This is a genomic window from Thomasclavelia ramosa DSM 1402 (assembly GCF_014131695.1).
GTDB lineage: Bacteria > Bacillota_I > Bacilli_A > Erysipelotrichales > Coprobacillaceae > Thomasclavelia > Thomasclavelia ramosa.
Genome location: NZ_CP036346.1, coordinates 2,718,806 through 2,732,656, shown reverse-complemented (window position 1 = coordinate 2,732,656; position 13,851 = coordinate 2,718,806). Strand labels below are relative to the sequence as shown.

The window sequence follows — 13,851 nt, the reverse complement described above, 5'->3', positions numbered from 1 at the left end:
ATTATTTTGAGTTGTTAATGAAGATAATTAACTTTATGTTTTTTTATATTGAAGTATAATTATTGAAAGAGGTAGATAATATGTATACATATGAAATGCTATATCGGTTGTGTAGCTAAGAATCTAGTGATAGTGTGATTGCACACTATTTATTAATGCATTTAAATTCATTGGAACAGTTGACGATTAAGAAAGTTATTGATGATGTAGGGATCTCTAAGGCTTCTTTACATCGTTTTTTTAGTAAGGATGGCTATGAGAGTTTTAAAGATTTAATTACTATATTAGATGAAGAAGTAAAACAGAAAAAAATGTTTAATATTGATTATCAACAGTATCGTTCCAATATGGCTTGGAGTGCTCTAGAAACTGAGTTTGAAGATCACCAAATTAGAATTCTAATAAAGACAATAAAAAAGCTAAACGAGTTGTTTTTTATGGTAATTCATGGGAGATATCATGTTTTAAAAGACTTAGTTTTTATTTATTTAATCATGGGATCGATATTTAAATTTTTATAATCTTAGAGTTTCTTATAATAAGATTATATCTAGTTAAAAGTAATGAAATTAGATTATTTTCTTGATATGGGTTACAATTACATATGGAAGTGATAAAATGAATATGAAAAGATATGAATTTGATGCTGTAATTAAAAAAGTACCGAATATAGATGGTGCTTATGTTGATTTTCCATACGATGTAAAAAAGGAATTTAATAAAGGACGTGTAAAAGTCATTGCTACATTTGATGGAATCGAATATTTAGGAAGTTTAGTAAAAATGAAAACCCCTAATCATATTATTGGGTTGAGAAAAGATATTCGAAAAATAATTAATAAACAACCAGGAGATATTGTTCACGTAACGATTCAAGAACGTGAATAATAGTAAATAAAACAAGGGGTGAAAAAGATGCTAAAAGTAGAGTCTAAATACACAAAGAAGTACCTATTCGCCATCTTGTTTTTTATTATAATGTCAATTATATGTGTAACTATTTTTTTAACTAATATCAATAGTGGGATTAATGAAAAAGTTCAAGAAATTTTACTTAACGAAGTAATTTCTCATCGCAAAAGTTTGGAAGCGACGATCTCTATACAATATCAAGAATTAGAAGGGATATCTGGGTATATCACTAGCTTAAACACACGTGATATGTCACAATTGATAAATTTTACTAAAGCATTTGTTTCTAAAAATGGATTTGATCGAATTGTTGTGGCGTTTGAAGATGGAATTGGATATCTAAGTGATGGTAGTAGTTATGATATAAGTACTAGAGGATATTATCAAGATACGATGAATGGAGGAGCTAGAAATAGTGAACCAGTAGATTCAGTTATTGATGGTGAGCGTAGGATGGCTTTATCTGTTCCAATTTATAGTCAACATGGTCAAATAATCGGTATGGTAATGGGATCTTATGATGTACGGGCAATTAGTGAAATTGAGTTTTCTAATTTATATAATAACAAGGGTTATACTTATTTAATTGATTATTCTGGTAATTTTTTGATTAATGATCAGAAGCTTCATAATTATCAAGGAAATTTTTATGACTATTGTCAGGAAAGTAATATTTTAAGTAATCAGCAGCTGCAGCAGATAAAAACAGACATTAGTAATTATGTTTCAGGATGTGTTTTGACTAAAGGAGGTAAAGAAACACGTTATTTAGTATATGTTCCTTTAGAGTCAAGTGAGTGGGTAATTTGTTATTCTGTATTAGTCTCTGATGCATTTCAAGATTATCAGTTTATTATGAAATATGAGACATATTTGCTGGGAGCTGTTGCAATGGTTCTAACAGTTACGGTTCTTTATATTTTTATTGTAAATAAAAAAGAGCGTCGTGTTTTGTTAAAAAGAGCTGATTATGATAGTTTGACAGGTTTATATAATCGTCGGAAATTAACAGAGGAAATTAAGAGGTATTTAAAAGCTCAAAGTGAATTTGGATTAGCGATTTTAGATATTGATGATTTTAAGAAAATCAATGATACATATGGTCATCCTATTGGTGATATTATTTTGAAAGAAATTGGACAAATTTTAAGAGATAATCTTGGTGAATATTTGGTCGGACGTTTAGGCGGTGACGAGTTTGTTATCTTAATTGAAAATGTTCAAATTATTAATATTGTTATTCAAAAACTTGAACTGACTTGTAACCAAATTGCTAAAATAAAAATAGAAGAACATCCAGATATTGTTGTCACATGTAGTTGTGGGTTAGCAGTTGCACCAAAGGATGGAGAAACCGTAGCGGAACTATATAAGGCTGCAGACAGTGCCTTATATATTGCTAAATCATTAGGAAAAAATAAATTGGCAAAATTTTAAGGAGAAGAAGATGAGATATACAGGATTTGTAATATCAGTAAAAGACATTAATGCATCAAAAAAATTTTATGAAGAACTATTTGATTTAGAAGTTTATCAGGATTATGGAATAAATATTACGTTTGATTGTGGGTTATCATTGCAGCAAGATTTTGACTGGCTTATTAATATAGAGAAAGAGAAGATTATTGAAAAAGCAAATAATCATGAAATTTGTTTTGAAGAAGAAAATTTTGATGCATTTTTAAAAAGATTATCTGTGTACCCACAAATAGAGTATCTTGATGATGTTATAGAGCATAGCTGGGGTCAACGAGTAGTCCGTTTTTATGACTTGGATAAACATATTATTGAAGTAGGTGAGTCGATGAAGATGGTAATTAACCGTTTTATTGATCGTGGGATGACAACGGAGCAGATTTCAAAAAAAATGGATGTGTCAGTTGCTGATCTTAAAAAACTGCTTAATGATTAAAAAGAATATTAAAGTAATAAAAGACCGTCAATGATCTTATTTTAAATCTAATAAGTTCATTAAACGGTCATTTTTTTCTAATGATTTAAAGACAAGTGCTCCGATAATTAAAACAATTAATTCTCCAACAGCAACATAGATTGCGTTTATTACATATGGAATATTGAAAGCATACCATAATTCAGCCCCAATAATCATTCCTGTTATAATTGCTCCTGCTCCAGCAGCTAAATAGCGATTTTTAATCAAGTACATAGCAATACATACTATAATCGTACTTAAAGTTCCAAAGACAATATCTAACATTCCCATTGGTGAAAATAGATTAGCAATAATGCAACCAATCGTTAAGCCAGGAATATAGCGTCGATTATAAAATGCTAAAAAAACAATTATTTCTGATAGCCTAAATTGGATTTCTGAATATGCGATGGGTGAGATTGCTAAAGTGAGTACAGCATAAACCCCCGCAATCATCGCATTGATTACAACCAGTTTTACTGAAATACCTTTGTTCATATATTATATCCTTTCATAGTATTATTTTCACTTAAATGTCACCTCATTGAAAACATGGATATTATATACTATTTTAAGTAAAAAGACTAGTCTTTCTGTATAGGAATATGAGAATTAAAATATTTTATATAAATAAAACAATATTTAAAATTAAATACTTGCTCTTTTTATCAAAAAGATTAATCCTAATTAATAAAATATGTGATACGATAATAATGATGTATAATTACGAAAGGAAGGTTAACATGTCACATCGTATAGTGGTGCGCAAACACGAAAAAATTGATTATCAGCGCAGTACTTTCTTTACACTTGCCCATACACATTATGATAAAGATTATTATATGGAAAATCATTGGCATAATAGTATTGAAATCACTTATGTAGTAAAGGGCTTAAAGGTTCAACAGATGGAGAATAAAGAAGTTATTGCACCAGCAGGAACTTTGTTATTAGTGAATTCGGGAGTAATTCATGATGTTGATGTAAAGAAGGGATTAGAGGGGATTGTCTTATTGATTGACCGTAATTATATTGACCATGTTTGTCCACAATGTATTGAACGTGGCTTTAGCTTGGAAAAAGAACCATTAGCTAAAAAGAAAATTGTGGATTATTTATTCAAATTAGTAGAAGCCTATGAAAATAATAATAAAGTTAAAGCTAATATTATTGTTTTAGAAATTATTAGTGTTTTGGCTGAACAGTTAATGTTAGAGGGGCATTATATTAAAGAAAAGCATGATGATGAAAGTTATGAATTAGTTATTTCGATTACTGAATATATTGATTATCATTATGCTCAAAAAATTAGTTTAGATGATTTAGCAAGAATGACATGCTATAACAAGACTTATTTATCAAATATTTTTAAGAAAAAGACAGGTATTACTATTTTTGAGTATTTACGTAATGTCAGAATGCAGCATTGTTTATATGAACTAAAACATTCTGATGATACGATTGTAAGTATTGCTTTAAATAACGGATTTGCAAATATTCAAATATTTAATCGTGTATTTAAAGAAGTTTATCAAATGACACCAAAGCAGTATCGTGAAAAGAATAAGAAGTAAAGATTAATGAAGATTAAAACAAATAAACAACAATAATAATAAAATCCGCCATGCTAAGATAAGTGTCAAAGAGGAGGATGTTATGAAAAAGATTAAAAAGTTTTTATCATCGCTAATTGCAATAATGATAGTTGCAACAATGGTTACTTCTAATCTAAGTGCATTAGAGGTAAATAGCTCGTTTGTTCAAAATACGAACACAAGTAATACATATGGTTATGTAAATTATGAAACAGATCAATTTGAAACTTATAGTAAGGTTTCAGGAAGTGCTGGGAATTATACAAGCATTGCTTCAAAAGTTTATAAACCATTATCTGGAGATACTCTAATCGTTGTTTTTCATGGTAATGGAGAAGGTGGTGTTGATGGGGTTAGTAATAACTACTCACAGATAGCTGCTAATCGTTTAGCTGTAACTTATACAACTGATGAACTACAAAGTGCTTTTAAGGGAGCTTATGTATTAGCTTTTCAAGCACCAGATTATTGGTATAATGATTATACGCAACAAGCAAAAACTATTATTGATCAAGCTATAGCAGAATTTGGAATTAAAGAAGTATTTGTTTCTGGATTATCAGCAGGCGGTTTAATGACACAACGGATGTTAGCAAAATATGGTGATTTCTTTGCAGGCGCATTAATGTCATGTGCTGCTATTGCCAAAAATGACCAATATGTTGAAGGTCTAGGTGGAAATTACACTGATTCTACTGAATATTTAGATGCTGGTGATGCTTATACAAGTGGTGATACCTTTAAGAAACCAGTTGATTTCAATCAATATTTAGCTAATTATGACGAATGGCTAGAAAATATTGCCGTAAGCAATGTTCCGATTTTCATGGTACATTGTTATTATGATACAACAATCTATTATGGATGGACTCAATATGCTTATAATATGATTAAATCCTATCGTGATGACAGGGGGCTTGATGGAGATATCTACTGTGGTTTATTTGAGGATGTCAGTTATCCTGATGAAACATATAGCAGCGCTCACTGGTCGTGGATCAAAATGTTGAATGGTGATGTTTATGCTTCAACTAATGCGAGTTTAGATACGATTACATGGTTTAAATCTTTATCAACTTCAACTAATGATTATCAATTAAAAACAGTTACTAATCCTGTAGCTGGAGAAGCAGTAGGTGACAATATTTATGCTTATAACTTAATTGCTACAGTAACTAATAGTGGTGAAAAAATAACGGCTCTTGAAATTGATATGAACGGTAAGAAAGTTGATGCTTCTAAATTAACAACTGAGATGTTTAAAATAACCGGATACAATAGTGATGCTAGTGGTTTGGTTAAAGGTGATGTTCAGTCTTATGGAATTTTTGGAAGCGAAGATGAGCCTGTAGATATTGAGGTGGCTAGAGTATCAGTAAATGAAAAGGGTAATATCATATTAGATTTAGCAACACAGAATGGAGTATTAAATTATACTTCTTTGGCTCGTAATCTTGCGACTAAGATTAGATATAAACTAGCATCAGTAGCTCTACCAATGATTGTTGAGGATAATTCAACAACAAATCCTGATGATAAACAAACAGCTGTTAAAACAGGCGATGATTTAAATGTTTTAGGTGCTGGAAGCTTAATGATTATTTCATTGATGATGGTAGCTGTATCTAAACGAAAATTTGATTAAGAAAAAAGTTCTACATTTTTGTAGAACTTTTTATAACTATTTAAATAAACCTAAGTTAATACAAGCGTTATAAATACCATCATCATCAATACTGTCAGTGACAAAAGTTGCAATGTTTTTAAGATATGCGTCACCTTGTCCCATGCAAATAGAGATAGCAGCATGATTAAACATCTCAACATCATTTAAAGAATCGCCAAAACAAATATATTTATCAAGATTATATTGTTTTAAGATAACTTGAATACCAGTTGCTTTAGTTGCATCAGCATGAGTTATATCACAATATGTAGAGACTCCGGGTAAGATATGTAAACCTTCTAATTGTTTAAATGGCGCATAATCATATCCATTTGGTCCATAGGCAATCATCGCTTCAACTTTTTGGTTTTGATAAATACCTACCGGAGGGATGATAGAGTTAAAAAATTTGCGTGCAGTGTAAACATTTTCATCGGGCTCTTGGGTAATGATTCGATGCTCCATTTTTAAAGCGAGTGGAATATTATTATCTTTAGCAATTTTTATACAACGATGGACTATTTCCGGGGAAATAACCAATTCTTCGACGATTTGAAAATTTTTATTAAGCACAGTTTGACCATTATTACAAACAAAGCCGTCCCAATTAGCAATATCAACAACCCCGGTACGTTTTAATGAATTAACAGCACGACCAGTTGCAATTCCAATTTTATAACCATTCTCTTGTAATTTTTGTAATGCTTTTTTAGTTGATGGAGTAACCTGGTAGTCATGGTTATCCATTAATGTTCCATCAACATCAAAGAAAATCATTGGTTTCATAAGCTCCCCCTTTTCATGCGTATATTTTAGCAAGCATACCTATGAATGTAAACAAAAAAGGAATATGACTAAACATATTCCTTAATTAAATTATTTTCCGCTTGGTAAAAATGGAATTAATCCCGCTGCTACGGCACTGATTGGCATTGATTGAAGAACTACTTTTCCTGGTCCTGTGACAACCGTATTAAAAAAACCTTCACCACCTAACAGTTTATTTTTAACTCCTTTAACGCTTTGAATTTCCATCTTGCATGTAGCATCCATCATAGCTAGATATCCTGTATCAATAACCATTTGTTGACCAGGTAATAAATCGTAAGAAATAGCTGAACCGTCAATTTCTAAAAAGACAGTACCTGTACCGCTGATCTTATTCATAATGAATCCTTCACCACCAAAAATTCCTGTTGCCATTTTTTTATTGAAAAAAACTGACATGTCAATTCCTGAAGTTCCTGCTAGGAATGATGACTTTTGTACAATAATTTCATGATTTGGATTAATTTCAACAGCTTCGATTGACCCTGGAAAAGAAGATGCAAAAGCAATCATGCCGTCTTCTTTAGCATGATAACGATTTTGGAACATTGTTTCTCCACTAAACATTCGACCAAATGCTTTACCAAAACCACCACTTGTTGTTTCCATTTCCATAACGGGATCCATCCAACTCATGGCACCGCTATCAGTAATCATTGATTCTCCTTTTTCTAAGTGACAAATCACTACAGGGAGATTGTCCCCTTTAATCTCGTATTTCATTTTATTTCTCCTTATTTATTGCGATACAAACTGGTGCAGGAATAGCTAAAGTTGAAGCTGTTCTAACTAGTTGTTCGCTTTTTTCATCAAATGTTAATAACTCTAATTCATCATCGTCTTGCGCACCAACAATTAAATATTTATCATCAATAATATTAAAATCACGAGGATTTTTACCAGTATGAACCATATATAGTAATGAAACTTTACCAGTTTCTTGGTTGACTCGATATAGAACGATGCTATCATGACCACGGTTTGAAATGAATAAATGATTTCCTGTCGCACTTAGACGAATAGCGCTAGCGCTAGAAAAACCGTGAAAATGACGAGGCGTTGTATGAATAACTTGAATTAGATTTAAATATTTATCATTATATTTATAAACCATTAAATTATTAGAAATCTCATTTACTAGATAAGCAAAACGACCATCTTTAGAGAAAATCATGTGACGTGGTCCAGAGCCTGGTACCACATTTAAAGTATGTTCAACATCTTCTTCTAATTTTCCATCCTGATAAGTATACATGATTACTTTATCAGCTCCTAAATCAACAGCATAAACAAATTCCTTATCAGGGGTTATTCCAACATAATGGCAGTGTGGTCCAGTTTGTCGTTTTAGTAGATCGGGACCAAGTCCAGTATGGTGGATAGCACAGATTTTTTCTTTAATAAAATTATTTTCTAATAAATATGATGCTGTGGAACCAACATGATAGTTAGCTGCAAAAAGATATCGTGAATTATCGCTAACACATAAATGGGTATAAGAACGTCCATTAGAATTATAATTATTGTTGGGAATAAGTTCTTCTTTGTGAATTGAAAAACTTCCAATTCCACCTCCATTATTAAGTCGACTAGCATTTTTGTAAGCTACGTATAAAATATTATTTTTAGTGATCATGTAAGATGGATAATCATGGGTTACTATATGTTGTACCAGAGATAATTTTTGATTTTCTTCATTAAGATCAATAATGTAAATTCCTTTATTGTCACTTTTACCATAACTAGATACATAGAATGTTTTCATGTTAAAACCTCCTTGTTTTTATTTTATCATAAATTATTAATGAAAGGGTTTTATTATACCATTTTTGCAATAAATTTTTATTCTTAATAAATGTTTTATTAACTACTAACCTTTGAATTTGATTATAAATGGTTGATTATAAAAATAAAAGATATTTAGTAATTTATTTGTGTAGACAATATATATTGTTTGGACTATTATAGTAAATAATTAATGTATTTGTTTATAATTAAAAGTGAAAGTGAGATGGTATAAGTGAAATCATATCAGAAGATAGAAACTGCTGCTAAGGAACTTGTTAAAACAAAAAATTTGAGAATATTACTGTTAAAATGATCTGTCAAATGGCAAATGTTTCGAGAAAAACTTTTTATGCATTATATCATGATAAATATGAAGTGATTGAACGCATTGTTGTTGATAATGTGATTAGTGATTTAAAAGGAATGCTAGAATTGTTAGGAAAGGTGGAATTAAATCAACCGATTATATTAGAAAAGATGTATCAACATTTTTATGACGAAAAAGAGTTTTATGTAAAGGCTATAAATATTGAGGGGAATAATTCTTTAGAACATTGTCTTTTATATTGTTTTGAGGAAATTAACTTAGAGATATTAAAAGATGTAGAAATAAGTTTAGTCGAAAAGGAGTATGCAGCTTACTTTTTTGCTGCTTCACAAGTTATGTTAATAAAGAAATGGTTGATTAATGATTTAGAACTTACACCACGAGAGATGGTGTTAAGTTCTCATAAATGGGCAGTTAAAGCTATGGTTAATAATTATTTTTAAAGAAGGTGACAAATATTAATGATTGTTACTTTTTTAGTTACGCTTAGTCTTACCTGAATTTAGCGATAGAATCTTATTGTTAAGATCACTGAAAACTTAGCTATGGCCGTGACTGGTTTAGAAGAAATTATTGAAGTACCTGATTAAGAAATACCTAACAATAATGGCAAACAAGATATCCAAAATTATTGGGATCTACAAGTGATGGGATTAAGATGGTACCTATATAGATTATGGCAATTAATGTAATTGGGGTGATAGTGGTGAAAAAGAGGAAGAAAAGCTAAATGTTGGAAGTCACTTTGAATAATGGTTTTTAAAGAAAAAAATAATGATTGTAATAGTTCTTCACCTTTACCTCAAACATAAAATGTTATATAATGAGTAAAATAAATTGGAGGAAAGAAATATGGATGAGAACTTATTATTAACATTACTTCATAATAATGCACGTATGGACGTTACGGATCTTGCGATGGCATTAAACGAAACAGAAGATAATGTTGTTGATACCATCAGCCAATTAGAAAAGGATAAAGTTATCTGCGGATATCATACGATTATTAATTGGGATCGTACAAACGTTGATAATGTAATGGCATTAATTCAAATTAATGCAACTCCTGAACGTGAGTATGGTTATGATCGTATTGCTAAAAAGATCTATGCATTCCCAGAAGTAGATACAATGTATTTGCTAAGCGGAAGCTTTGAATTCGTTGCGATTGTTAAAGGACACACAATGCAAGAAGCCGCCCGTTTCGTTGCCTCTAAATTGGCACCATTAGAAGGGGTAACTGGTACTGCAACAATGTTTGTATTAAAGCAATATAAAAATAATGGATTAAGTTTTGATGATGATGACAAAGAAGCTGCAGAAAGATTATTGGTAACTCCATAATGGATTTCAATAAGGTATTAAATGATACAGTAAGAGAAATACCACCTAGTGGTATTCGAAAATTCTTTGATTTAGCTAATCAAATGGAGGGAGTTATATCTTTAGGGGTTGGGGAACCCGATTTTGATACTCCATGGAAAATTAGAGAGGCTGCAATTTATTCAATTGAACAAGGTAAAACCTTTTATACAGCTAATCAAGGTTTAGTAGAACTGAGAAAAGAAATTTGTCGTTATCAAAAAAGAAGATTTGGTTTGGATTATTGTTATGATAAGGAATGTATCGTTACAGTTGGGGGCTCAGAGGCGATTGATCTTGCTTTTCGTGCAATTATCAATCCTGGAGATGAAGTGATTTTATTACAGCCGAGTTATGTCGCATATACTCCAGGAGTTGCTTTAGCAGGTGGAAAGGTAGTAAATATTGAGCTTAAAGAAGACAATGAGTTTAAATTAACACCTGAATTATTAGAAGCTGCTATTACACCTAAAACAAAAGCAATCTTATTAAACTATCCAAGTAATCCAACAGGTGGATTTATGACTCGTGAGGATTATGAAAAGATTGTTTCAATTATAAAAAAGCATGAGATTATTGTAATAACTGATGAAATATATGCCGAATTATCATATGAACAAAAATTTTGTTCAATTGCTGCATTTGATGAAATCAAGGATCAGGTAATTTTAGTCAGCGGATATTCTAAAGCTTATGCAATGACAGGCTGGCGTTTAGGATATGTATTAGCTAATGAAGTTTTGACTAAAGCAATGAATAAAATTCATCAATATGTAATCATGTCAGCACCGACAGGTGCTCAATATGGAGCAATTGAAGCAATGCGTCATTGTGATAATGAAATTGAAGAAATGCGAAAAGCATACATGCTTCGTCGTAATTACATTGTTAAAGCATTTAATGATTTAGGATTACATACATTTACTCCTCAAGGAGCATTTTATGTATTCCCGTGTATTAAATCAACAGGAATGACTTCTGATCAATTTTGTGAAGAATTATTAAAGGATCAATTAGTTGCTTGTGTCCCTGGTACTGCCTTTGGGGAAGCTGGTGAAGGATTTATTAGGGTATCGTATGCTTACTCAATCGAACAAATCAAGGAAGCTACATCAAGAATAAAAAAATTCCTAGATAAATTGAAAAAATAACGTTAATAGCGTTATTTTTTTGTATTTTCATGTGATACAATAGTGATATATAAGTTATTGGAGGGATAGCATGAAAAATGAGCAGTTACGGAATTTTATTAAAGTTGTTGATTGTGGCAGTATCAATAAAGCTGCTGAACAACTTTATGTTTCACAGCCAAGTTTAAGTCGTTCAATTCATTCATTAGAAGAGGAAATGGGGAAAGAATTAGTTATTCGCAGTAATCGGGGAGTTACACTTACGCCAACAGGGAGATTGCTATATTATTACGGGAGCTCAATTTTAGAACAGTTTCAAGTTTTAGAGAAATTAAAGAATTTAAGTGAGGAATCGATTTATAGTAAATTAGCAGTATCAGTCGATTCTATTTTTTTAAGGGATGACCTGATTTTACAATTCTATAATCACATTAAGTCTGCAGATACCGAAATAAAAATGATTGAGACTACGGCAGAAGAAGTTCTAAATAACGTTAGTGATATGACATCTGAAATAGGAATAGTAATTCTAAATAATTATCAGTTGGCAATCTTTAGAAAAATGACAGAATTGAAAGATGTAGAAATGATTGTACTTGGAACAGGACCATTATATGTTCATATAAACGAACAAAATCCGTTAGCTAAGGGCGAAATTATAGATGCTAAAGAATTGGTTAGCAGTACATATATCCATTTGCCTCATGATTTCTTTTCTAATTTAAATTTATCACTAACGATTGACGGCAGTATTCAAATCAGCAGTTTTCATAAAACTATTACGATGAGTAATTATCATGCTATTATCAATATGCTTAATCATACTGATGCTTTTATGTTGGGGCATAAATGGCAAATAGAAGAACTGAAACATTCAAGAATAAAAAGTATGCAGTTTCAAAATTGTAATATAAATAAATCATTCATTATTATTAAGCGTAAAAGAGAAATTTTATCAGATGCTGCTAAAATATTTTTAGAAATTATTAACGATAATTATGCGGATATGTAGATATACACAAAAAGTATAACTAGACCTACCAAGATAAGTATTAACTGCTTTTTGAATTTAGTATTAGAATATAGGTATAGAAACAGGAATGACAAATTCCGACACATATAATATAAAAAATACTAAAGGAGAAAATTATTATGAAAAAGAGTACATTATTAACAATGGCATCAGTTGGTGCCGTAGCTTTAACTTCTGCAATGACCTTTGCGGCATGGGATAATTTATCTGATACTACTACAAGCAATGAAGTGACATTTAAACAAATTAATGTGGAAAAGGCAGCTGATATTGTTCTTACCGAGCCAGTTGCTAGTGATTTAACTAGTTCTTACGTACCTAGTTCAAGTGGGGAAGTAACATTTAATATAACAGGTATAGATGCAGCTGATTTAAGTGGTAAGGAACTAAAATTAGAACCAGTAGTTAAAGCTAATGATACAGCAATTTCAACTGGCTATACTTTAGAAATTTATGATGGAACAGAGGAATCGGCAGAAAAAGTCGCCGGTAATGTTGATAAAAGTCTTACTGGAACTAATACTTACAAAGTAGTAGTTACTGCAACAGATGATAAAGCTGGAACTGATGCGTTAGCAAATAAAAAAGTAACTGTTGAACTAAAAGCAACATTACAAAAGACTACTGTTTAATGCTATCAATAATGGCATTTTTGTCCAAGTATATAATATAGGATGTGAAAGTCATGAAAGAAAAGGTGAGAAAATTTAGCAAGCTGGCATATTGGCTGATATTGGGAATGATATTGATGTATATTGTTGGGATGCAATTTTATGCTCAAGAGATAACTGATTTTATTGGATATCGCTTTTATGCAGTCATGACGGATAGCATGGAACCTAGAATTCCAACGTATTCAATGGTACTTACTAAAACAATTGATGAAAATGAATCTATTGCCCCTGGAGAAATAATTACATTTAAAGTTCAGCGGGGAGAGCAAGAAATAGTGTTGACACATCATTTTAATAAAACACAAGAAGAAAATGGACAATTATATTATCGAACAAATGCCGAGGGTCGAGATGAATTAGATCTATATTATACAAAACGTAGTGATATCATTGGTAAATATGTTTGGCATATACCATTATTAGGAAAGTTTATTATGTTTATTCAAAGCAAATTCAGTTGGATTCTATATTGTGAATTTTTACTGATTTGGCTAATCAATAAAACAATAAAAGCTCACTGGGAAGAAAAGGGAGAGCTTGATGATGAGGTTAAAATACCGCGAAAATTGGATAACGCTTAGTTATCCTTTTTTGTTTTATTT

The 13,851-nt window shown here is 30.9% G+C and carries 16 protein-coding genes; 12 read left to right on the top strand and 4 right to left on the bottom strand.

Annotated features, from left to right (window positions below):
• Positions 1-134: 134 nt before the first annotated feature.
• The 4 genes from EYR00_RS13145 to EYR00_RS13130 all read left to right on the top strand — a co-directional run bounded on the left by EYR00_RS13145 (position 135) and on the right by EYR00_RS13130 (position 2,824).
• A complete protein-coding gene (locus EYR00_RS13145; RefSeq protein ID WP_226814466.1) occupies positions 135-521 on the top strand; it encodes a MurR/RpiR family transcriptional regulator in 387 nt (128 codons plus the stop codon).
• 97 nt (positions 522-618) lie between these two features.
• Positions 619-888, top strand: coding sequence for a DUF1905 domain-containing protein (locus tag EYR00_RS13140; protein ID WP_008793043.1), 270 nt, complete (start codon positions 619-621; stop codon positions 886-888).
• Positions 889-915: 27 nt separating this feature from the next.
• On the top strand, positions 916-2,349 hold the full coding sequence (locus EYR00_RS13135) for a sensor domain-containing diguanylate cyclase (protein ID WP_003537064.1): 1,434 nt from the start codon (positions 916-918) through the stop codon (positions 2,347-2,349).
• 10 nt (positions 2,350-2,359) lie between these two features.
• Positions 2,360-2,824 carry a VOC family protein gene (locus tag EYR00_RS13130; RefSeq protein ID WP_003537065.1) on the top strand — a complete coding sequence of 155 codons (465 nt, stop codon included), beginning with the start codon at positions 2,360-2,362 and terminating at the stop codon, positions 2,822-2,824.
• A gap of 36 nt (positions 2,825-2,860) precedes the next feature.
• Here the strand turns inward: EYR00_RS13130 and EYR00_RS13125 are convergent, their stop codons facing one another.
• Positions 2,861-3,343 (bottom strand): QueT transporter family protein, encoded by a 483-nt coding sequence (locus tag EYR00_RS13125; RefSeq protein WP_003537067.1) that lies wholly within the window; start codon positions 3,341-3,343, stop codon positions 2,861-2,863.
• Positions 3,344-3,588: 245 nt separating this feature from the next.
• Here EYR00_RS13125 and EYR00_RS13120 point away from each other — a divergent pair, with 245 nt between their 5' ends.
• Complete coding sequence (locus EYR00_RS13120) at positions 3,589-4,419, top strand: AraC family transcriptional regulator (protein ID WP_008793040.1); 831 nt, start codon at positions 3,589-3,591, stop codon at positions 4,417-4,419.
• An 82-nt stretch (positions 4,420-4,501) separates the two neighbouring features.
• Entirely contained in the window at positions 4,502-6,085 is a 1,584-nt protein-coding gene (locus EYR00_RS13115) for a hypothetical protein (protein WP_003537070.1), read from the top strand.
• Between the two features lie 36 nt (positions 6,086-6,121).
• Here EYR00_RS13115 and EYR00_RS13110 read toward each other — a convergent pair whose 3' ends face one another.
• The 3 genes from EYR00_RS13110 to EYR00_RS13100 form a co-directional block, all read right to left on the bottom strand.
• A complete protein-coding gene (locus EYR00_RS13110; RefSeq protein ID WP_040434249.1) occupies positions 6,122-6,892 on the bottom strand; it encodes a Cof-type HAD-IIB family hydrolase in 771 nt (256 codons plus the stop codon).
• 90 nt (positions 6,893-6,982) lie between these two features.
• The gene (locus EYR00_RS13105; RefSeq protein ID WP_003537074.1) at positions 6,983-7,657 is read right to left on the bottom strand and encodes a TIGR00266 family protein; all 675 of its coding nucleotides are present in this window, start codon (positions 7,655-7,657) and stop codon (positions 6,983-6,985) included.
• 1 nt (position 7,658) lies between these two features.
• Positions 7,659-8,699 (bottom strand): lactonase family protein, encoded by a 1,041-nt coding sequence (locus EYR00_RS13100; protein WP_003537076.1) that lies wholly within the window; start codon positions 8,697-8,699, stop codon positions 7,659-7,661.
• Between the two features lie 332 nt (positions 8,700-9,031).
• Between EYR00_RS13100 and EYR00_RS13095 the strand changes: the two genes are divergently transcribed.
• The 6 genes from EYR00_RS13095 (at position 9,032) to EYR00_RS13070 (ending at position 13,830) form a co-directional block, all read left to right on the top strand.
• A complete protein-coding gene (locus EYR00_RS13095) occupies positions 9,032-9,493 on the top strand; it encodes a TetR-like C-terminal domain-containing protein (RefSeq protein ID WP_003537078.1) in 462 nt (153 codons plus the stop codon).
• A 409-nt stretch (positions 9,494-9,902) separates the two neighbouring features.
• Entirely contained in the window at positions 9,903-10,394 is a 492-nt protein-coding gene (locus EYR00_RS13090) for an Lrp/AsnC family transcriptional regulator (RefSeq protein ID WP_003537080.1), read from the top strand.
• Positions 10,394-11,563 carry an aminotransferase class I/II-fold pyridoxal phosphate-dependent enzyme gene (locus EYR00_RS13085; protein ID WP_003537082.1) on the top strand — a complete coding sequence of 390 codons (1,170 nt, stop codon included), beginning with the start codon at positions 10,394-10,396 and terminating at the stop codon, positions 11,561-11,563. Before EYR00_RS13090 ends, EYR00_RS13085 begins: the two co-directional genes overlap by 1 nt.
• A gap of 70 nt (positions 11,564-11,633) precedes the next feature.
• A complete protein-coding gene (locus EYR00_RS13080) occupies positions 11,634-12,554 on the top strand; it encodes a LysR family transcriptional regulator (protein ID WP_003537083.1) in 921 nt (306 codons plus the stop codon).
• Positions 12,555-12,694: 140 nt separating this feature from the next.
• Positions 12,695-13,207, top strand: a complete 513-nt coding sequence (locus EYR00_RS13075; RefSeq protein WP_003537084.1) for a hypothetical protein — start codon at positions 12,695-12,697, stop codon at positions 13,205-13,207.
• Positions 13,208-13,260: 53 nt separating this feature from the next.
• A complete protein-coding gene (locus tag EYR00_RS13070; protein WP_003537085.1) occupies positions 13,261-13,830 on the top strand; it encodes a signal peptidase I in 570 nt (189 codons plus the stop codon).
• Positions 13,831-13,851: the final 21 nt, after the last annotated feature.